The sequence below is a fragment of the Streptococcus parasanguinis genome (assembly GCF_016648925.1).
GTDB lineage: Bacteria > Bacillota > Bacilli > Lactobacillales > Streptococcaceae > Streptococcus.
Genome location: NZ_JACLQX010000006.1, coordinates 34152 through 53422, shown reverse-complemented (window position 1 = coordinate 53422; position 19271 = coordinate 34152). Strand labels below are relative to the sequence as shown.

The 19271-nt window shown below is 42.8% G+C and carries 20 protein-coding genes; 16 read left to right on the top strand and 4 right to left on the bottom strand.

Going from position 1 to position 19271, the window contains the following annotated elements:
* Window positions 1-15 precede the first annotated feature (15 nt).
* From deoC to H7T97_RS03390, 12 genes are all read left to right on the top strand, one after another.
* The gene (gene deoC / locus H7T97_RS03445; protein WP_021153359.1) at window positions 16-678 is read left to right on the top strand and encodes a deoxyribose-phosphate aldolase; all 663 of its coding nucleotides are present in this window, start codon (window positions 16-18) and stop codon (window positions 676-678) included.
* Window positions 665-1057: a cytidine deaminase gene (locus tag H7T97_RS03440; protein WP_201089425.1), complete on the top strand. Its 393-nt coding sequence runs from the start codon at window positions 665-667 to the stop codon at window positions 1055-1057. Before deoC ends, H7T97_RS03440 begins: the two co-directional genes overlap by 14 nt.
* 72 nt (window positions 1058-1129) lie before the next feature.
* Window positions 1130-2191 carry a BMP family lipoprotein gene (locus tag H7T97_RS03435; RefSeq protein ID WP_195487543.1) on the top strand — a complete coding sequence of 354 codons (1062 nt, stop codon included), beginning with the start codon at window positions 1130-1132 and terminating at the stop codon, window positions 2189-2191.
* A gap of 128 nt (window positions 2192-2319) precedes the next feature.
* The gene (locus H7T97_RS03430; protein ID WP_049518411.1) at window positions 2320-3855 is read left to right on the top strand and encodes an ABC transporter ATP-binding protein; all 1536 of its coding nucleotides are present in this window, start codon (window positions 2320-2322) and stop codon (window positions 3853-3855) included.
* Entirely contained in the window at window positions 3848-4909 is a 1062-nt protein-coding gene (locus H7T97_RS03425; RefSeq protein WP_049518412.1) for an ABC transporter permease, read from the top strand. Before H7T97_RS03430 ends, H7T97_RS03425 begins: the two co-directional genes overlap by 8 nt.
* Window positions 4909-5865: an ABC transporter permease gene (locus H7T97_RS03420; RefSeq protein WP_201089423.1), complete on the top strand. Its 957-nt coding sequence runs from the start codon at window positions 4909-4911 to the stop codon at window positions 5863-5865. The genes H7T97_RS03425 and H7T97_RS03420 overlap by 1 nt, the downstream gene beginning before the upstream one ends.
* 275 nt (window positions 5866-6140) lie before the next feature.
* Window positions 6141-6743: a hypothetical protein gene (locus tag H7T97_RS03415; RefSeq protein WP_201089421.1), complete on the top strand. Its 603-nt coding sequence runs from the start codon at window positions 6141-6143 to the stop codon at window positions 6741-6743.
* A 21-nt stretch (window positions 6744-6764) separates the two neighbouring features.
* The gene (locus H7T97_RS03410) at window positions 6765-7400 is read left to right on the top strand and encodes a copper homeostasis protein CutC (RefSeq protein WP_201089419.1); all 636 of its coding nucleotides are present in this window, start codon (window positions 6765-6767) and stop codon (window positions 7398-7400) included.
* Window positions 7401-7503: 103 nt separating this feature from the next.
* The gene (locus H7T97_RS03405; protein WP_049514729.1) at window positions 7504-8169 is read left to right on the top strand and encodes an MmcQ/YjbR family DNA-binding protein; all 666 of its coding nucleotides are present in this window, start codon (window positions 7504-7506) and stop codon (window positions 8167-8169) included.
* 1 nt (window position 8170) lies between these two features.
* Complete coding sequence (locus tag H7T97_RS03400) at window positions 8171-9925, top strand: ABC transporter ATP-binding protein (RefSeq protein ID WP_201089417.1); 1755 nt, start codon at window positions 8171-8173, stop codon at window positions 9923-9925.
* Window positions 9912-11666, top strand: coding sequence for an ABC transporter ATP-binding protein (locus H7T97_RS03395; RefSeq protein WP_023918294.1), 1755 nt, complete (start codon window positions 9912-9914; stop codon window positions 11664-11666). The genes H7T97_RS03400 and H7T97_RS03395 overlap by 14 nt, the downstream gene beginning before the upstream one ends.
* A 92-nt stretch (window positions 11667-11758) precedes the next feature.
* Window positions 11759-12007, top strand: a complete 249-nt coding sequence (locus tag H7T97_RS03390; RefSeq protein WP_023918292.1) for a hypothetical protein — start codon at window positions 11759-11761, stop codon at window positions 12005-12007.
* 18 nt (window positions 12008-12025) lie between these two features.
* Here the strand turns inward: H7T97_RS03390 and H7T97_RS03385 are convergent, their stop codons facing one another.
* The 3 genes from H7T97_RS03385 to H7T97_RS03375 all read right to left on the bottom strand — a co-directional run bounded on the left by H7T97_RS03385 (window position 12026) and on the right by H7T97_RS03375 (window position 14516).
* Entirely contained in the window at window positions 12026-13330 is a 1305-nt protein-coding gene (locus H7T97_RS03385) for an aminotransferase-like domain-containing protein (protein ID WP_037599328.1), read from the bottom strand.
* Window positions 13331-13393: 63 nt separating this feature from the next.
* Complete coding sequence (gene trhA, locus H7T97_RS03380) at window positions 13394-14041, bottom strand: PAQR family membrane homeostasis protein TrhA (RefSeq protein WP_003011253.1); 648 nt, start codon at window positions 14039-14041, stop codon at window positions 13394-13396.
* A complete protein-coding gene (locus H7T97_RS03375; protein ID WP_049498294.1) occupies window positions 14016-14516 on the bottom strand; it encodes a DUF1836 domain-containing protein in 501 nt (166 codons plus the stop codon). The genes trhA and H7T97_RS03375 overlap by 26 nt, the downstream gene beginning before the upstream one ends.
* A 66-nt stretch (window positions 14517-14582) precedes the next feature.
* Here H7T97_RS03375 and yaaA point away from each other — a divergent pair, with 66 nt between their 5' ends.
* On the top strand, window positions 14583-15308 hold the full coding sequence (gene yaaA, locus H7T97_RS03370) for a peroxide stress protein YaaA (RefSeq protein WP_201089415.1): 726 nt from the start codon (window positions 14583-14585) through the stop codon (window positions 15306-15308).
* 118 nt (window positions 15309-15426) lie between these two features.
* Here yaaA and H7T97_RS03365 read toward each other — a convergent pair whose 3' ends face one another.
* Window positions 15427-15873, bottom strand: a complete 447-nt coding sequence (locus H7T97_RS03365; RefSeq protein WP_003001765.1) for a MarR family winged helix-turn-helix transcriptional regulator — start codon at window positions 15871-15873, stop codon at window positions 15427-15429.
* A 357-nt stretch (window positions 15874-16230) separates the two neighbouring features.
* Here H7T97_RS03365 and H7T97_RS03360 point away from each other — a divergent pair, with 357 nt between their 5' ends.
* The 3 genes from H7T97_RS03360 to asnS all read left to right on the top strand — a co-directional run bounded on the left by H7T97_RS03360 (window position 16231) and on the right by asnS (window position 19268).
* The gene (locus H7T97_RS03360; protein ID WP_239665654.1) at window positions 16231-16578 is read left to right on the top strand and encodes a cell wall elongation regulator TseB-like domain-containing protein; all 348 of its coding nucleotides are present in this window, start codon (window positions 16231-16233) and stop codon (window positions 16576-16578) included.
* A 16-nt stretch (window positions 16579-16594) separates the two neighbouring features.
* Window positions 16595-17773 (top strand): pyridoxal phosphate-dependent aminotransferase, encoded by a 1179-nt coding sequence (locus H7T97_RS03355; protein WP_201089413.1) that lies wholly within the window; start codon window positions 16595-16597, stop codon window positions 17771-17773.
* 148 nt (window positions 17774-17921) lie between these two features.
* Window positions 17922-19268: an asparagine--tRNA ligase gene (asnS, locus tag H7T97_RS03350; protein WP_021153339.1), complete on the top strand. Its 1347-nt coding sequence runs from the start codon at window positions 17922-17924 to the stop codon at window positions 19266-19268.
* The last annotated feature ends 3 nt before the right edge of the window (window positions 19269-19271 follow it).

The window sequence follows — 19271 nt, the reverse complement described above, 5'->3', positions numbered from 1 at the left end:
AGCTCAGGAGATTGTATGAAGTTAAATAAATATATCGATCACACTCTTTTAAAACCAGATGCACAACAAGAACAGATCGAAAAGCTGATCGAAGAAGCCAAGGCTTATGATTTTGCGAGTGTCTGTGTGAACCCGACATGGGTGAATTTTGCGGCTGAGGGCTTGCGTGATTCAGACGTTAAAGTTTGTACCGTCATTGGTTTTCCTTTGGGAGCAAATACACCATTTGTCAAAGCGTGTGAAACAAAAAATGCGATTCAAAATGGTGCCGATGAGATTGACATGGTCATTAATATCGGGGCTCTTAAGTCTAAGAATTTAGCACTAGTTGAGGAAGATATCCAAGCTGTAGTCGAAGCGAGCGGTGATAAGCTCGTCAAAGTCATCATTGAGACTTGTCTCTTAACAGATGATGAAAAGATCGTTGCTTGCCAAATTGCTAAGTCAGCTGGCGCAGACTTTGTGAAGACTTCAACTGGCTTTTCAACTGGAGGAGCAACGGTAGAAGATGTGGCCTTAATGCGTCAAACTGTTGGACCCGACATGGGTGTTAAAGCTTCTGGTGGTGCTCGCTCTTATGAAGATGCTCTTGCTTTTATCGAAGCTGGTGCGACCCGTATCGGGACTTCTTCTGGTGTAGCCATCATGGAAGGTAAGGTGGCTCATGGCGACTACTGAGTTGATCAACTTAGCAGTTGAAGTGAGTAAACAAGCCTATGTGCCTTACTCTCATTTCCCAATTGGAGCTGTACTGCTAACGAAGGATGGAGAAATCTATACAGGTGTCAATATCGAAAATGCCAGTTTTGGTTTGACCAACTGTGGAGAACGGACAGCCATTTTTAAAGCTGTTTCTGAAGGAGCTCGTGAGTTTCAAGAGCTCATTATCTACGGGCAAACAGAAAAGCCCATCTCTCCGTGTGGTGCTTGTCGCCAGGTCATGGCTGAATTTTTTGAGCCAGACCTTCCTGTAACCTTAGTATCTAAAGATAAATCGACGGTCGTGATGACGGTCAAGGAATTACTTCCATATTCCTTTACAGACCTGACTTTATAGGTCTGTGAGGCGGTCTTTTGACCCTTTCAATACTTCGCAACAATGTTGCACAATAATTTAGGAGGTTCAGTAATGAACAAGAAACAATGGCTAGGCCTTGGTCTAGTAACTGTCGCTGCTATCGGACTTGCAGCATGTGGAAATCGTGCGTCTAAAAAAGATAGCGCAAACTCAGAATCTAAAACAGATTTGAAAGCTGCTATCGTTACCGATACTGGTGGTGTGGATGACAAATCATTCAACCAATCTGCTTGGGAAGGTTTGCAAGCTTGGGGTAAAGAAAACGGTCTTTCTAAAGGGAACGGATTTGACTACTTCCAATCAACAGATCAATCTCAATATGCGACAAACCTTGATGAAGCTGTTTCTAACGACTACAAATTGATCTTTGGTGTTGGTTTTGCCTTGAGCGACTCTATTAAAAAAGCTGCAAAAGACAACGAAGATGTGAACTATGTCATCATCGATGACCGTATTGAAGGACAAAAGAACGTAGCATCTGCTGTTTATGCCGATAACGAAGCTGGTTACCTTGCTGGTATCGCTGCTGCAAAAACTACAAAAACTAAACAAGTTGGTTTTGTAGGTGGTATGGAAAGTGAAGTTATCACTCGTTTCCGCGCTGGATTTGAAGCTGGTGTTAAATCTGTTGACCCATCTATCAAAGTTCAAGTAGACTACGCTGGTTCATTCGGTGACTCTGCTAAAGGTAAAACAATTGCCGCTGCACAATACGCTGCAGGTGCAGACGTTATCTACCAAGTAGCTGGTGGTACTGGTGCAGGTGTCTTCTCTGAAGCTAAAGACTTGAACGAGAAGAAAAATGAAGACGAAAAAGTTTGGGTTCTTGGGGTTGACCGTGACCAAAAAGCTGAAGGTGAATACACTTCTAAAGATGGCAAAAAATCTAACTTCGTATTGGCTTCAAGCTTGAAGAAAGTCGGAGAATCTGTAAAAGACTTAGCTAAGAAAGCTGCTGACGGTAAATTCCCTGGCGGTAAAGTGATTACTTATAGCTTGAAAGATGGTGGAGTTGATTTGACAACTGACAACCTTTCTGCAGATGCTAAAAAAGCTGTAGAAGATGCTAAAGCTAAAATCCTTGATGGGTCTCTTAAAGTTCCTGAAAAATAATATTTGATTGGAGCGGCCCTCCCTTTAAGGGCCGTTTCTTTTAAAGTGAGACATTTTTGTCTCAATAAAATCTGTTAGTCACCTAGCAGATTTTATTGAAATAAAAAAATTTTGAAAGGAAACACCCCATGACACATGAATATGTCATCGAAATGCGTGAGATTACCAAAAAATTTGGTGACTTTGTAGCAAATGATAAGATTAATCTTCAGTTGCGCAAAGGTGAAATCCATGCACTTCTTGGAGAAAATGGTGCAGGGAAATCTACACTGATGAATATGCTGGCTGGTTTATTGGAACCAACAAGCGGAGACATCGTGGTAAATGGAAAAACTGTTAACCTAGACTCACCTTCAAAAGCAGCTTCTTTAGGAATTGGAATGGTACACCAACACTTTATGTTGGTTGAAGCTTTCACTGTTGCTGAAAATATTATCCTTGGTTCTGAAACCACTAAACATGGTGTTTTGGACCTTAAAAAAGCCAGTCAAGATATCCTTGAGTTGTCTAAAAAATATGGCTTGGCAGTAGATCCAAATGCCAAAGTTGAGGATATTTCCGTTGGTGCGCAACAACGTGTGGAAATCTTAAAGACGCTTTATCGTGGAGCCGACATCCTGATCTTCGATGAACCAACTGCGGTGTTGACACCAGCTGAAATCGAAGAATTGATGACAATCATGAAGAACTTGGCGAATGAAGGAAAATCTATCATCTTGATTACGCACAAGTTGGATGAAATCCGTGCTGTTTCAGACCGCGTAACGGTTATCCGCCGTGGGAAATCTATTGAAACAGTCGAGATTGGTGGAGCTACTAACCAAGACTTGGCCGAAATGATGGTCGGCCGTTCTGTTTCCTTTAAGACTGTAAAAGGTCCTTCTGAACCAAAAGAAGTTGTCTTGTCGATTGAAAACTTGGTTGTAAACGAAAACCGGGGAGTCCCAGCTGTTAAGAATTTGTCACTGGAACTTCGTGCTGGTGAAGTCGTTGGGATTGCAGGGATTGATGGAAATGGTCAATCTGAGTTGATCCAAGCGATTACAGGTCTACGGAAGGTAAAATCTGGTTCAATCAAGATTAAAGGCAAGGACGTTGTAGGACTTCGTCCACGTCAAATCACAGAAATGAAGGTAGGGCACGTCCCTGAAGACCGTCACCGGGATGGTTTGGTCCTTGATATGATGATCTCCGAAAACATTGCCCTTCAAACCTATTATAAAGAACCTCTTAGCAAGAATGGTATCTTGAATTATCCAAATATTACCTCTTATGCCAAGAAGCTCATGGAAGAGTTTGACGTTCGTGCAGCCAGTGAAGTGGTACCTGCTAAGGCTCTCTCTGGAGGAAATCAGCAAAAAGCCATTATCGCTCGCGAAATCGATCGCGATCCAGATCTCTTGATCGTCAGCCAGCCAACTCGTGGATTGGACGTTGGAGCGATTGAATATATCCACAAACGTTTGATTCAAGAACGGGATAATGGGAAAGCCGTTCTGGTTGTCAGCTTTGAATTAGATGAAATTTTGAATGTTTCTGACCGTATTGCGGTTATTCATGATGGGAAGATCCAAGGGATCGTAACCCCTGAAACAACGAATAAGCAAGAACTTGGAATCCTCATGGCAGGAGGACAAGTAAAGGAGGGAGCATCAAATGAATAAGAATTTAAAACAAATTGCCGTTCCATTGGTGTCTGTCCTTTTAGGATTGGTCTTGGGTGCCATTATTATGTGGGCCTTCAGCTATGATGCCCTTTGGGGATATGAATTGTTGTTTAAGAAAGCCTTTGGTTCGATTAAGAGTTGGGGAAATATTTCCCGTGCCATGGGGCCACTGATTTTAGTTGCTCTTGGGTTTTCAGTAGCCAGCCGGGCCGGCTTCTTTAACGTTGGACTTCCTGGTCAGGCTTTTGCAGGATGGATCATGGCGACTTGGTTTGCCCTTTCCTTCCCAAATATGCCTCGCTTACTGATGATTCCGATGACCGTTTTGATTGCGGCGATCGCAGGTGGATTTATTGGAGCGATTCCTGGTTTCCTTCGTGCCTATCTCGGAACCAGTGAGGTCATCATCACCATTATGATGAACTACATTGTTCTCTATGGTGGGAATGCCTTGATTCATAGCTTCCCAGCTTCCTTGATGGAAAACAAGGACTCAACCATTGATGTGGGAGCCAACGCTGTCTATCAGACAGAGTGGTTGCGTAATTTGACGGACAAATCACAAATGAACATCGGGATCTTCTTTGCCATCATCGCATTGGTGGTCATCTGGTTCTTGATGAAGAAAACTACACTTGGTTTTGAAATCCGTGCCGTTGGTCTCAATGCGAATGCTGCGGAATATGCAGGGATGTCTGCAAAACGGACCATTATCCTTTCTATGATCATTTCTGGTGCTCTTGCTGGTATCGGTGGGGTAGCAGAAGGTCTGGGGATTTACTCAAATGTCTACGTTCAAACCAGCTCGATGAGTGTTGGATTTAACGGAATGGCCGTAGCCCTTCTTGCGATGAATTCACCAATTGGTATTCCATTTGCTGCCTTCTTGTTTGGTGCACTTCAAATTGGGGGAGTTGGTATGAAGCCAGCTGCAATCCCTGAAGAAGTCGTTCAAATTGTGACAGCATCTATTATCTTCTTCGTATGTGCCCACTACATTATTGAAAAGATGATCTCGATGCGTTCAGCTAAAAAAGGAGGAGCAAACTAATGAGTATTGTAACGATTTTAAGTATTCTTGTTTCCTCTATGATTGTGTATGCAGCGCCGCTGATCTTCACAAGTATCGGAGGAGCATACTCAGAACACGCTGGGGTTGTTAACGTTGGTCTGGAAGGAATCATGGTTATGGGAGCCTTCTCAGGTATTATCTTTAACTTGACTTTTGAGCCTGAGTTAGGAAGTTTGACACCATGGTTGTCCTTGATCGTTGCTGCAGGAATTGGAGTACTCTTCTCCTTGATCCACGCGGTGGCAACCATTCATTTCCGTGCTGACCATATCGTCTCAGGTACAGTATTGAACTTGATGGCACCTCCATTGGCAGTCTTTCTTGTCAAAGCGATGTATAACAAGGGACAAACTGATAATATCAAAGTTGCCTTTGGGAAAACATCTATTCCAGTCTTATCTAAAATTCCGGTCATTGGGGATATTTTCTTCAACAATGCCAGCATCATCGGCTGGGTTGCGATTCTATTTTCATTCTTTGCTTGGTTTATCATGTTCAAGACGAAGTTTGGATTGCGTCTTCGTTCAGTTGGGGAACACCCACAAGCAGCAGATACATTGGGAATCAATGTATATAGAATGCGCTACTTAGGAGTGATGATCTCAGGTGCCCTTGCAGGAATCGGAGGAGCCATTTACGCTCAGTCAGTTTCTGTTAACTTCGCGGTGACGACTATTGTAGGTCCTGGATTTATCGCCCTTGCGGCTATGATCTTCGGGAAATGGAACCCAATCGGGGCTATGCTTGCTAGTCTCTTCTTTGGAGCTTCACAAAGTTTGGCTGTTATCGGGAATCAATTGCCTTTGCTTAAAGGTATCCCACCCATCTACTTGCAAATTGCGCCTTATGTCTTGACCATGGTTGTCTTGGCAGCCTTCTTCGGACAAGCAGTTGCGCCAAAAGCAGATGGTGTTAACTACATTAAATCGAAATAATGCACAGAGAGAGGTTGGGACAAAAGTCCTAGCCTCTCAATTGTTTTTGGATTGTCGAGTAAGACGCAGTGGTTGAGTGGGCTCTACTACGCTGATTTTATCAGCTTTTACAGCCCTACTCAACTGTGCGGAGGTGGGACGACGAAATCGAATTCTAACGAATTACCGATTTCTGTCCCACGCTCTCTTTTGCTTTCTAAAGGCCCCTCTTAGTCGCAATTTCTTTAGAATTAAGGTACAATAAGAATACAACTTTACACGTATTGGAGGAGCAGATGTTTAAGTGGATGAGACGCCTGATTGGCATGGTGATCGTTTTATTTATTTTATTAGTGGTCCTGTTGGTTCCTGGATCTATTCCTGAAGGGGAGCAGCTGAGAAATGTGCAGGCAGGGAGTTCTTTGATTGAGCTGGCTCAAAATGCAGTTTCAAATGCTTCTGTGAGCACTGATGGGGTCTCAACTGAGCTAAGTCTCAATTCTGTACAATTAAGTCAGGTCGTAAAAACAAGTGCTGGATCCGCCCTTGACAATTCTGACTATCAAAAGATGTCACTAGGAATGGATGGCAATGACCTTCACGTCAAAGTTCCTGTATCATTAGGGCCAGTCGATAGCTATCTAGATTTAACCATGACCGGTCAAGTCGAAAACAATGTCATGAATTTGACTGTGACCGGTGCTAAATTAGGGAAAATGCCCATTCCAAAATTCTTGGTTCTCAACTATTTGAAGGATCAATCCAATCAAAATGGAGGCGGCTTCACAGTGAATGGTGATCAAATCACCCTTGATATCCCTCAAGCAGGCTATAGCATCTCAAAAGCGAGAGTGGAAAATGGCAATGCTAAGGTAACCGTTAGTATATCCTTGTTTTAAGTCTTTGTAATTGGAGTTGTCATGCTTGTCTTTGAATTTTGTGCAGAGAATTTAACTTATATTGATAAGGCGATTGCTGCTGGGGCAGGTCGCATTGAACTGTGCGATAACCTGGCAGTAGGAGGGACCACACCTAGTATAGGTGTGATCAATGAAGCAATCAAACTGACAAGAGAGAAGTCCGTGGATCTATGTGTCATTATCCGACCCCGAGGTGGCGATTTTGTCTATACTGATCTGGAAGTCGAAGCTATGCTGACGGATATTCGTGCTGCGAAAGAAATAGGGGTTACTTGTTTTGTGCTGGGTGCGCTGACGAGTGATCGAAAGTTGGACAAGAGGGTCATGCAGCTTTTACTTGCAGCCTGTGGAGAGGCAGAGGTGGTCTTTCATATGGCCTTTGATGAGTTAGCTCATACAGATCAGCTAGAAGCGATTGAGTGGCTTTCTGATCAGGGTGTAGCCCGCATTTTAACACGAGCTGGAAGTCCAGGTGACCCACTAGAGCAACGTTTTGCACACTATCATCGTTTATTAGATGCGGCTAAGGGAAAGATTCAGATCCTACCAGGTGGAGGTGTGACCCTTGACAATCGTCAGCTCTTTTTGGAGCAATTGGGTGTTTGTCAACTGCATGGCACGCGCATCGTGTTTTAAAAAAGAAACGCTCACTGCCTGAAGTAGTTTTGAAGATCCGTTATCAAGGTTGGAGACGTTGTTTCCAGCCTCTTCTAGTGCAAAAATGAATAAGGGAGAGAAAATGTTTTTAGAGCATTATTTTGACCGATACACCTTTCAGCCAGAAAAGGGATTGGCTTTTGGATTTGAAAAGAGAGGGGCAGGCTATGAGTACCAGTGTCCCGTCTTATCGGACTCTTTTCTCTTAAAGGTCCGTGTCTGCGACCAGAAGATATCTTTTCAGGTCTATGATCAGGATACAGGGGACGAGTATATCCAGATCCATCAGGAACAGCTACAAGGAAATTTCGTTGGCCAAGTCAGAGAAGCTTGTCAGGAAAGTCTTGCAAGGATTCGCCAAGCTTGTTTTGAGGTAGAGAAATTTCTCTATCCTCAAGCCAAGCGTCTCATGGCCTATATCTCTCTGTACTATCAGGGAACGATTGAGTATTTGTGGGAGAGATCTCCAGAATCTGGTGCCATTCGCCACCGAGACACCCTCAAGTGGTATGGTGTCTTTATGACCATTGATTGGAAAAAACTAGATGCTGGCAAGTCTGGGAAAATAGAAGTTTTGAATGTTAAGTCTGATCAAGTAGCCCGTTTCATCCAGCAGAAGGGGATTTATCCAGCTTTTCATATGAATAAAAAATATTGGGTGAGTATCCCCTTAGATGGAACAATTGCTGATGAGGAGTTGTTTGCTCTAGTGGATAGTAGTTGGCAACTCACAAAAAAGGGGAAATAAGATGAATCTGTTGAGGAAATTATCTTGGTTTTTTAATTTAGAGAAGAAGCGATACTTGATCGGGATAGGGGCCTTGATCTTGGTTAGCTTTTTAAATCTCATTCCTCCAAGAATCATGGGCCTTGTGATCGATTTGATCGATAAAAGAAGGCTGACACTGGGGCAGTTAGTTGTGGATATCGCCCTTTTGGTCCTCGCAGCTCTTGCTATGTATGGCCTTCGTTTTATTTGGAGACGCTATATTTTTGGGACGGCCAATAAGTTGGCTCGGATCTTGCGTTACCGTTTGTTCAAGCAATTTACGCTCATGTCTCCGTCTTTTTATCAGCGTTATCGGACAGGGAATCTCATGGCCCATGCTACTAATGATATCAATGCGGTAACCATGTTTGCTGGTGGCGGCGTTATGTCTGCAGTGGATGCTTCCGTGACGGCCTTGGTGACTCTAGTCAGCATGTTTTTCATGATTGATTGGCGCTTAACCCTCTTGGCTATTTTGCCCCTACCGGTTATGGTGGTAGTGACTTCAGCTATTGGCCGCAAAAACCACAAAGCCTTCAAAGAGGCCCAAGAAGGCTTCTCAGAGCTGAACAACTTTGTTCAGGAATCAGTATCAGGAGTCAAGGTGACCAAATCCTTTGGCTTTCAGGCAGATGAGATTCAGGCTTTTGAAAAAACCAATCAAATGGTCTTTCAAAAAAATATGACTTCCGCCGGTTACAATGCTTTGTTTGATCCGACCACTCTTCTTTTTGTAGGTCTCTCCTATGTTTTGACGCTCTACTTCGGGGGGCTATTTGTTCAGGAAGGAAGCCTGACGGTTGGACAAATCGTAACCTTTATTACCTATCTCAATATGCTCGTCTGGCCCCTTCAAGCCATGGGCTTCTTGTTTAATATTAGTCAGCGTGCTAGCGTCTCCTATGATCGGATTGAGACACTTTTAGCAGAAACACCTGATATCCAAGATCCAAGTCAACCAGTTACAGTCATTCAAAACGGAGATTTGGAATATGACATTGAAGAATTCGCCTATGAGAAAGAGCCTGTCCTTGAGAAGGTTGCCTTTCATTTAGAAAAAGGGCAAACCCTTGGAATTGTAGGACCAACTGGATCTGGAAAGACTACCTTGTTGCGTCTCTTGCTTAGAGAGCATGACTTGGAGCAGGGAGATATTTTGCTCAATGGAATCTCCATCAAACATTATCGCTTAGAGGATCTTCGAAGCTTGATCGGCTATGTCCCTCAGGATCAGATCCTTTTTGCCATGACCATTCGTGAGAATGTAGCTTTTTCAGATCCACAGATCGAGGAAGAAGAGGTAATGAAGGCTCTGAGAACTTGTGGAGTCTATGAGGATATTCTGGTCATGCCAGACCAGATGGAGACAGTGTTAGGAGAGAGAGGGGTCTCTCTTTCTGGCGGGCAAAAGCAAAGAATTGCCATGAGTCGAGCATTGGTCATGAATCCTGAGATCTTGATTCTGGATGATTCCCTGTCTGCAGTAGATGCTAAAACGGAGCACCAAATCATTGAAAATATGAAGCTAGAACGCAAGGGGAAAACAACGATCATTACAGCCCACCGCCTATCAGCGATCGTTCATGCGGATTTGATTCTAGTAATGGAGAATGGACAGATCAAGGAGCGAGGAAATCACGAGGAATTAATGGCTCAAAAAGGTTGGTACTATGAAACCTACCAAGCCCAACAATTATCAGAAGAAATGGAGGGAAAGCTGAATGAAAACATCTGAAGCTCATGTGATGAAGCGGCTCTTGACTTACATGTGGCGTTATAAATGGCTAACAGCCCTAGCCTTAGCCTTTACCTTTCTAACTAGTCTGTTATTGACGGCGATCCCACTTGCAGCTCGCTGGTATATTGACCACCTAGTGGATCCAACAGAAGCAGGCTCACCAGTTTTGACAGCTTTTCAGTTTTTGATTCTCTACTATGGGTTATTCATTGGGCGCGTGCTGGCAACTTATCTGAGTCAGTTAACCTTTGCGCGTGTATCCAATTCTATCGTAAGAGACATTCGTCTAGATATTTTCCAAAATCTTCAAAGGCTGGGTATGTCCTTTTATGACCAGACAGCAGCAGGTTCGATTGTTTCGCGCGTGACCAATGATACCCAGGCAGTCGCAGACATGTTTTCTACGGTCTTTTCAAGCCTGGTTTCATCCTTTTTACTCTTTCTAGTCACTCTTGTAACCATGTTTAGCTTGGACTGGCATTTGACTATTTGGATCCTGCCTTTTCTTCCCATTATTTGGTTTTCCATTCGTCTCTATCGCAAGTTATCCAATCGCTTGGTCAAGATGACACGACAAAAATTATCAGATATCAATGTGAAATTATCGGAATCCATTGAAGGAATGCGGATCGTACAGGCCTTTCGTCAAGAAAAGCGCTTGACGGATGAATTCGAACAGATAAATGGGGAACATTTAGACTATGCCAACCGATCTGTGGATGTCAATTCCCTCTTTTTGAGGCCAGCTATGACCCTGTTACAGGTTCTGGCTTATGCGGTTATTCTAACCTTTTTCGGCCTAAATTGGCAGTCCTCTGGCTTTACAGCAGGTCTTATCTATGCCTTTATCCAGTATGTTAGCCAGCTTTTCCAGCCCTTGATTGATGTCACCCAAAATTTTGCAACCTTGCAGACCTCAACCATTTCTGCAGGGCGTGTCTTTGAAATGATGGATCGAGATGACTACGAGCCAAAGCAAGCTGGTAGCCTGAAAGAAATCGAGCGGGGAGATATTCGCTTTGACCATGTATCTTTTTCTTATGATGGCAAACGGGATGTCCTAAAAGATATCTCCTTTGAGGTTAAAAACGGACAAACCATCGCTTTTGTTGGTCATACTGGTTCTGGTAAATCCTCTATTATCAATCTCTTCATGCGCTTTTATGAATTTGATCGTGGCCAGATCTTGATTGATGGACAGGATATCAAGAACTACAGCCAGGAAGCCTTGCGCAAGTCCATCGGTTTAGTGTTGCAAGAACCCTTCCTCTATCATGGAACCATTGCTTCTAATATCCGAATGTATCATGAAGAACTGACAGATGAGGAAATCCGACAAGCAGCTGCATTTGTGGATGTAGCAGACTTTATTGAGAGTCTACCCGGTGGCTATGATCATCCGGTAACAGAGCGGGGTTCTACCTTATCGACTGGTCAGCGTCAGCTTCTGGCTTTTGCTCGGACCATTGCTGCCCAGCCTAAGATCCTCATTTTGGATGAGGCCACTGCCAATATCGACCAAGAGACGGAAGAGATGATCCAAAATTCTCTGAAGAAGATGCGCCAAGGGCGGACAACCATTGCCATTGCCCATCGCCTTTCTACCATCCAAGATGCCGATTGCATCTATGTTCTCGATAAAGGAAAAATCATCGAATCAGGCAACCACGACCAACTCATTGCTCTAGGAGGAACGTATAAGAAAATGTATGACCTCCAGGCTGGTATGATGAAATAAGGATAAACAAGGTCTAAATGCAAATTTAACCTTGTTTTTCTTTCTTGAAAGCTGTAAAATAAAGAAAAGAACAGAAAAAGGGAGCATAAACCATGTCAAACGATCTGATCATGATGGGAGTTGTGATTGTCTTATTTGGACTTTATTTCACCCTTCAAGTTGAGCTCAATAAAGTCAGAAATCAATTCACTCACTATCTTCTTAAACCAGGTAGTATTTCTAAGGAACAAAAAGAGAAGTACCTCAAAGAACCAGAGATGGAAGCGATTCGCCTGATTCGCCTCGATTATCGGATCGGCCTTCAAAATGCTAAACTGATCTATGAGCAATTAAAGAAATAAGAAAAACCCTCGTATAGTCTATACGAGGGTTTCTCTTTCAAAAAAAGGCGTAAGCTTTGGTAAAACATTGGTCACATCTGCCGATTTGATCTTGGCGAGTTGATAAGGACAAGAAGTGATGTAGGCTGCTTCAAAGAAATCAAGCGGGAGTCCACTGTGTTTTAAGGCAGCAAGGGATTGAACTTGGCTGAGTCCTAGAAGGATCCCATCGTGGGTCAGGGTCAGATGGGGAAGAAGAGGAGACTGGGCCATCAAGGTCTTTAGACTGGCTTCTACCTCTCTTTTTCTGGCTAGGAGTCGCTTTTTATTGGTCAGATACATACCGTTATCAATGTAGAGACTCAAGGCCTTTTGCATGATGAGATTGCTATCATAGTCCAGAATCGTCTTATAGGTTAAGACCGGCTTTAGAAGGGCTTGGGGAAGGATCATGGAAGTGATGCGAAGAGCAGAAAAGAGATTGGTCGAAAAAGATTTGATATAGATGACACGGTTCTTTTGATCCAAATAATGAAAAGAAGGAGCATTGCTGCCATCAAGATCTCCAAGATAGTCGTCCTCAACAAGGTAAACATCATATTGGTCAGCTAGTTGCAAGATCGCTTCTTTCTGCTTGGTCGAATAGCTATGACCGAGCGGATAGTGAAAACGAGGGATCGTGTAGAAGAATTTGATATGGCCACTTTTGAAAATCTCTTCAAGTTCCTCGAGATCAATTCCCATTAAATTTCGTTGAATGGTACGGTAGGCAAGTTGCTGCGAATCTAAGAGTTGGTTCATCCGATGATAAGTCGGTTGCTCGATCAAGATCTGAGACTTTTTATTGGGAAAGTCAATCTGGCTGAGGATATTGAGCGCCTGCTGGGTACCAGCAGTCAAAACAATCTGATCCGCAGTCGTATAAATACCTTCTTCCTTCAATAAGTCTTGGATCGATTGGCGTACCTCTAGTAATCCTGCTTGGTCCGAAAAGTTATTGAAGAGATAATTCTCCCGTCCAATCAAGGTTTCATTGATACAGGTTCGGAAGTCCTCGAAAGCCTGGTTGCGGTCTTTCTCTAATTTTAGTGGAAGATCCTCATGTCGATCAGGTTCTTGCTCCAAAACATAGTAGCCACTCTGAGGCTTAGCATAGAGGAAGTGCTGGTAAGTCAAGTCCAGCAAGGCCCGTTGCACCGTGTCCTTACTACAAGAAAATTGACTAGCTAACTGGCGAACAGAAGGAATTTTTTGTCCAGTTTCCAGTTCTCCATCTTGAATAGCTTCTTTTAAGAAATCGATAATTTGTTGGTATTTGCTCGTCTTCATTCCGACTGTCCCCATACAGTTTTTTTCTATTGTACAGAAAAAATCAAAAAAAAACCACTCATAAGAGTGGTGAGCGTATTACATAAAGTATACAATCGCTAAATACTGAAGAGCAGAAGCTGCAAGGATGAAGAGGTGCCAAATCATGTGGAAGTATGGTTTTTTCTTAGCATAAAAGCCAGCTCCAACCGTGTAGCACAGACCGCCCATGAGCATGAGACCCCAGAAGATCGGATTGGTTTGGCTAACGATTTGGGGAATAATAAAGATGACCAACCAGCCCATGATCAAGTAAAGAGCCAGACTGAATTTTTCATTGACTTTTTTGGCAAAGATTTTGTAGAGAATACCAAAGATGGTGGTTCCCCATTGGATCAAAATAATGCTGTAGCCCATCCAGTTGTTCATCAAGGTAAGGACAACTGGTGTGTAACTACCTGCGATCGCAATGTAGATCATGGAATGGTCGATAATGCGAAGCACATACTTTTGAGGTGAATCGTAAGACATGGCATGGTAGACGGTCGAAGACAGAAACATCAAAAAGAGACTGATCACAAAGATAGAAGTCCCAAAAGCACTGAGCAGACCATGTTGCTCAAAGCTATAGACTGCTGAGATCGGAAGTAAGATCAACATGAGAAGGGCGCCAACAGCGTGTGTTACGCTATTTGCGATCTCTTCTCCAAAGGATAATTTTTTACTTAGTTTCATGGTGTAATTCATCAGTTTCTTCCTCCGTTTTTACTGGTTGAATATAAGATAGGGTTTCAAGATAAAGTTGAACCGTCTGACAGGCAGAGCGAATAATAGGAGCGATCGGCTCTTTTTGCTCATTGAGATAAGCGACAAAGCTATTATAGAGAAGATCTGAACTCGCCTGGTCCTGCAAGAAATTTAAGGTAGAAGCGATCTCCTGAATAGAAAAGACCGTTTTTAAGGTTGTAATAGCGATCAAGCGAGCCACCTGTCTACGCTGGTATTTCTTCTTATCTGGTTTTTCGACATAGCCATGTTTTACGTAATTGTTGATCATAGCAGCCGTCAAGCCCTTATCTGAAGAAGAGAGAACAGGTGCACAGGTTTTATTGACATAAAGTAGGACCTGATCGAGATAGAGGTCTAGCTCAGGCAGTTGCTCCCACGTTGGATAGGAAAAAGTGGACACGAAATCTTCACCTTTCTTTAATCTAGTTTTCATAACTAGATAATAACATTAATAAAAACTCCTGTCAAGAAAATTTGAAAAATATGGTACAATAGACCTATGAAACTATTAATTCCATCCGCCAAAGAACTGAACGAACAGGCTCGTATCGTCGAGCCCCAACCCTTGTCAGAGAACACAAAAACCATCCTCCAAGCTTTGAAGGCATTCTCCCTAGAAGAATTAGCGACCTTTTACGGGATCTCAGAGGAAAGAGCTCAAGTAGAAAAAGAAAGAATTGAGGCTTTGTTAGCTGGGAGTGCTAAAACCTATCCTGCTTTGGAATTGTTTGATGGCCTTATGTATCGTAGTATCGAGCGTCAAGACTTATCCGAAAAAGAGCAGGCTTATCTGCAGGAGCATTTGTTAATCACGACCGCTTTATACGGTGTACTACCTGCCTATGAAGGGATTGCGCCCCATCGCTTGGATTTTATGATGAAGCTAAAACCAACTGGAAAATCTCTAAAGGCATTCTGGAAAGAGGACTATGATCAGGCAGTAGAAGGTGAGGAGCAGATCCTATCCCTTTTGTCTTCTGAGTTTGAACAGGTCTTTTCAAAAGCCACTCGTGAGCGAATGATTCGGATCAAATTCATGGAGAATCGTGGTGGGACACTAAAAATTCACTCGACGATTTCAAAGAAAGCACGTGGTGCCATGGTGACAGCTATGATGAAGGAAGAAATCATCCATCTAGAAGCTCTGAAATCACTAGAAGTAGCAGGTTTCTCTTATCGTGAGGATTTATCGCAAGAGAAGGAATGGGTCTTTGTGAAAGAATAAATAAAAATATTCCTGAGAAGCGTCAGGAATATTTTTTTGAACTGTTAGATAAAGAGAATGCACGATGAAAACTCCAAAATAGAGGATTTTGGAGTCAGAATCGTCTTGAGCAGTAGGCTTAGGCGATATGTTTGAATTTCTTCAAGAGTTCTGTCAACTCAGCTTGCTCGCCACTATTAAAGACTTGCATCAAGCGTTGAATATTTTTGATATGATCTGGAAGAGCTTCTTCGATCTTTTTACGACCGGCATCTGTAATAGATACAAGATAAGCACGGCGATCTTCTGGATCGGTTTCGCGTGTAATCCAACCATCGCGGACCATATTGCGAATAACCACAGTCATATTTCCAGAGGTCGCAAGAATGCTATCAATCAGATCTTGAATGCGGAGATCGCCCTTGCTGTACAAGGTCTCAAGTACAGAGAATTGAGTTGGTGTCAACTGGTGCTTTTTAAAGATATGAGCCTCAGAGGCACGGATCAATCGTTCTGCCTTGTGGAAGACGATCATGGTTTTTAAATCTACGTTTGCTTCTTTGAATAATCTCTTTAAATTTTCCATATCTATATTTTATCAATAAATAGTATTTCTGTCGTTTAATTTTATTTTCAAATTAGTTACAAAATTGTGACAAAGTTATTAAACTATCAACAAATGATAGCATAGATGTTAATTTTACTTTGTTTATCAAACAATTTTATACTAAAACATTGTAACAGGTATGAAATATTAGTAACAATTCTTTCTTGAAAATCTATAGAATTCTAGGTGGCTTTGGTGTATAATGAGGGAGTGAAACAGAAAAATAATCTTTTTATAATATGGCAACATATAATAGGAATCTGTATCTTAGTATTGACGATCCTTTTTTCTTGGCTATTTCTTGCTGAAAAAACTTCTGATCACATGCAGGATCAAATGGCGCAAGCAAGAAAAATAGCTCTGTCTCACTCTTCGATTGCTACCATTGAGACGGAGAGTTTCTTTCATGGCAAAGAAGCCTATCTTTCCTTTATTGGAAAGGACCAAGAGGGGCAAGGACTAGCGGTTTTGGTGGCGCAGGCGGATGATGCAGTCTATACCTACCCTTTGAAAGAAGGAGTTAGCTCCAAAGAGGCAGCTTCTGTCGTCAAAGTGAAGAGTCAGGACGCGATTGATCGGGTAACTTTTGGACGCTTTAAAGGCAAACCGATCTGGGAAGTCAAGGCCGGGAGCTCCTATTATGTGGTGGATTTTAAGACTGGAAAAGTCACCGGTGTTTTTTAGGATTTGAGGAGGAAATATGAAATTATCAAATCGTGTATTGGAAATGGAAGAAAGTGTGACCTTGGCTGCAAATGCGCGTGCCAAAGCTTTGGCAGCAGAAGGTCGTGATATCTTAAGTTTGACCCTTGGTCAACCTGACTTTGCGACTCCAAAAAATATTCAAGAAGCAGCAGTCGCATCCATCGAGGATGGTCGCGCTAGCTTTTATACGGTCGCATCTGGACTTCCAGAATTGAAGGATGCCATTAGCGACTATATGAAAGAGTTTTATGGCTATGCAGTGAACCGAAATGAGGTTGTGGTCGGTACTGGTGCTAAGTTTATCCTCTATGCCTTCTTTACTTCTGTCATCAATCCAGGTGATGAAGTCATCATTCCAACCCCTTGCTGGGTTTCTTATGTAGACCAGGTTAAGATGGTAGAAGGCACACCTGTTACTTTCCAAACAACAGAAGAAAATCACTTCAAGGCAACGGTAGAGCAACTGGAAGCAGCACGGACAGACAAGACCAAGGTTGTCTTGCTGAATTCGCCATCCAATCCAACAGGAATGATCTACAGTAAAGAAGAACTCGAAGCAATCGGAAATTGGGCTGTCGAACATGATATCTTGATTTTAGCGGATGATATCTATGGTCGATTGGTTTACAATGGCAACACCTTTACGCCCATTTCTAGCTTATCAGAAGCGATTCGCAAGCAAACTATCGTGATCAACGGAGTTTCTAAAACCTATGCTATGACTGGTTGGCGGGTTGGTTTTGCAGTGGGTGATCCAGAGATTATCGGAGCTATGGCCAAGGTGATCAGCCAAACAACTTCCAACTTAACAACCGTTTCCCAATATGCCGCAATCGAAGCCCTCACAGGAGACCAATCTTCTATTGAGATCATGCGTCAAGCTTTTGAAGAACGCTTGAATACTATTTATCCTTTGTTGAATGAAGTACCTGGTTTTGAAGCCATCAAACCTCAAGGAGCCTTCTATCTCTTCCCAAATGTCAAGAAGGCCATGGAGATGAAGGGCTATACAGATGTGACGGAATTTACTACAGCAATTTTAGAAGAAGCAGAGGTTGCTTTAGTAACGGGAGCTGGCTTTGGTGCCGCTGAAAATGTTCGCTTGTCTTATGCGACAGATTTGGACACCCTGAAAGAGGCTGTTCGCCGCCTCAAGGCCTTTATGGAAAAATAAAATCGCAAGATCCTTAGTAATGAGCTGAGGATCTTTTTCTTTAAAAAAAATCTGGTTTTCACAGGTAGAGCCTAGCACTGAAAGCCTTTTTATGATACAATTAAGAAGATAATGTCTTCGGACAAGTTTAACGAGAAAAGGAAGATGAATGATGACAAAACGGATTACTATCATCGAAGTAAAAGACTATGTTGGTCAAGAAGTGACCATCGGTGCTTGGGTGGCCAACAAATCAGGTAAAGGAAAAATTGCTTTCTTGCAATTGCGTGACGGGACTGCCTTTTTCCAAGGTGTGGCTTTTAAACCAAACTTTATCGAAAAATTCGGCGAAGAAGTGGGGCTTGAAAAATTTGATACCATCAAACGCTTGAGCCAAGAAACATCAGTGTTTGTGACTGGTATTGTCAAAGAAGACGAGCGTTCTAAATTTGGTTACGAATTGGATATTACAGACATCGAAGTGATCGGTGAATCTCAAGATTACCCAATCACTCCTAAAGAACACGGGACAGACTTCTTGATGGACAACCGCCACTTGTGGTTGCGTTCACGTAAGCAAGTAGCCGTGATGCAAATTCGTAATGCTATCATCTATGCAACTTATGAGTTCTTTGATAAGAATGGCTTCATGAAGTTTGATAGTCCAATTCTTTCAGGAAATGCTGCAGAAGATTCTACAGAACTTTTCGAAACAGACTACTTCGGAACACCAGCCTACTTGAGTCAATCCGGTCAGCTTTACCTTGAAGCTGGTGCTATGGCCCTTGGTCGCGTCTTTGACTTTGGTCCAGTATTCCGTGCTGAAAAATCAAAAACTCGTCGTCACTTGACTGAGTTCTGGATGATGGACGCTGAGTACTCTTACTTGACACACGATGAGTCACTTGATTTGCAGGAAGCTTATGTCAAGGCTCTTCTTCAAGGTGTCTTGGACCGTGCTCCTCAAGCCTTGGAAACATTGGAGCGTGATACGGAGCTCTTGAAACGCTACATTGCTGAACCATTCAAACGCATCACTTACGATGAAGCGATTGATCTCTTGCAAGAGCATGAAAACGATGAAGATGCTGATTACGAGCATTTGGAACATGGAGATGACTTCGGTTCACCACATGAAACATGGATTTCAAACCACTTTGGTGTACCAACCTTCGTGATCAACTATCCATCAGATATCAAAGCCTTCTACATGAAGCCAGTTCCTGGTAATCCAGACCGCGTGCTTTGTGCAGATTTGCTCGCACCAGAAGGCTACGGGGAAATCATCGGTGGATCTATGCGTGAGGAAGACTACGACGCCCTTGTTGCGAAGATGGAATCTCTTGGCATGGATCTTACAGAGTATGAATTCTACCTTGATCTTCGTAAATACGGTACAGTCCCACACGGTGGATTTGGTATCGGTATCGAGCGTATGGTAACCTTCGCAGCTGGTACTAAACACATCCGTGAAGCCATTCCGTTCCCACGTATGTTGCATCGTATCAAACCTTAATAG

Bases quoted from the DNA above. Each gene is read 5' to 3' on its own strand.
- deoC (WP_021153359.1), top strand. From the start codon at position 16: ATGAAGTTAAATAAATATATCGATCACACTCTTTTAAAACCAGATGCA.
- H7T97_RS03440 (WP_201089425.1), top strand. From the start codon at position 665: ATGGCGACTACTGAGTTGATCAACTTAGCAGTTGAAGTGAGTAAACAA.
- H7T97_RS03435 (WP_195487543.1), top strand. From the start codon at position 1,130: ATGAACAAGAAACAATGGCTAGGCCTTGGTCTAGTAACTGTCGCTGCT.
- H7T97_RS03430 (WP_049518411.1), top strand. From the start codon at position 2,320: ATGACACATGAATATGTCATCGAAATGCGTGAGATTACCAAAAAATTT.
- H7T97_RS03425 (WP_049518412.1), top strand. From the start codon at position 3,848: ATGAATAAGAATTTAAAACAAATTGCCGTTCCATTGGTGTCTGTCCTT.
- H7T97_RS03420 (WP_201089423.1), top strand. From the start codon at position 4,909: ATGAGTATTGTAACGATTTTAAGTATTCTTGTTTCCTCTATGATTGTG.
- H7T97_RS03415 (WP_201089421.1), top strand. From the start codon at position 6,141: ATGTTTAAGTGGATGAGACGCCTGATTGGCATGGTGATCGTTTTATTT.
- H7T97_RS03410 (WP_201089419.1), top strand. From the start codon at position 6,765: ATGCTTGTCTTTGAATTTTGTGCAGAGAATTTAACTTATATTGATAAG.
- H7T97_RS03405 (WP_049514729.1), top strand. From the start codon at position 7,504: ATGTTTTTAGAGCATTATTTTGACCGATACACCTTTCAGCCAGAAAAG.
- H7T97_RS03400 (WP_201089417.1), top strand. From the start codon at position 8,171: ATGAATCTGTTGAGGAAATTATCTTGGTTTTTTAATTTAGAGAAGAAG.
- H7T97_RS03395 (WP_023918294.1), top strand. From the start codon at position 9,912: ATGAAAACATCTGAAGCTCATGTGATGAAGCGGCTCTTGACTTACATG.
- H7T97_RS03390 (WP_023918292.1), top strand. From the start codon at position 11,759: ATGTCAAACGATCTGATCATGATGGGAGTTGTGATTGTCTTATTTGGA.
- H7T97_RS03385 (WP_037599328.1), bottom strand. From the start codon at position 13,330: ATGGGGACAGTCGGAATGAAGACGAGCAAATACCAACAAATTATCGAT.
- trhA (WP_003011253.1), bottom strand. From the start codon at position 14,041: ATGAATTACACCATGAAACTAAGTAAAAAATTATCCTTTGGAGAAGAG.
- H7T97_RS03375 (WP_049498294.1), bottom strand. From the start codon at position 14,516: ATGAAAACTAGATTAAAGAAAGGTGAAGATTTCGTGTCCACTTTTTCC.
- yaaA (WP_201089415.1), top strand. From the start codon at position 14,583: ATGAAACTATTAATTCCATCCGCCAAAGAACTGAACGAACAGGCTCGT.
- H7T97_RS03365 (WP_003001765.1), bottom strand. From the start codon at position 15,873: ATGGAAAATTTAAAGAGATTATTCAAAGAAGCAAACGTAGATTTAAAA.
- H7T97_RS03360 (WP_239665654.1), top strand. From the start codon at position 16,231: ATGGCGCAAGCAAGAAAAATAGCTCTGTCTCACTCTTCGATTGCTACC.
- H7T97_RS03355 (WP_201089413.1), top strand. From the start codon at position 16,595: ATGAAATTATCAAATCGTGTATTGGAAATGGAAGAAAGTGTGACCTTG.
- asnS (WP_021153339.1), top strand. From the start codon at position 17,922: ATGATGACAAAACGGATTACTATCATCGAAGTAAAAGACTATGTTGGT.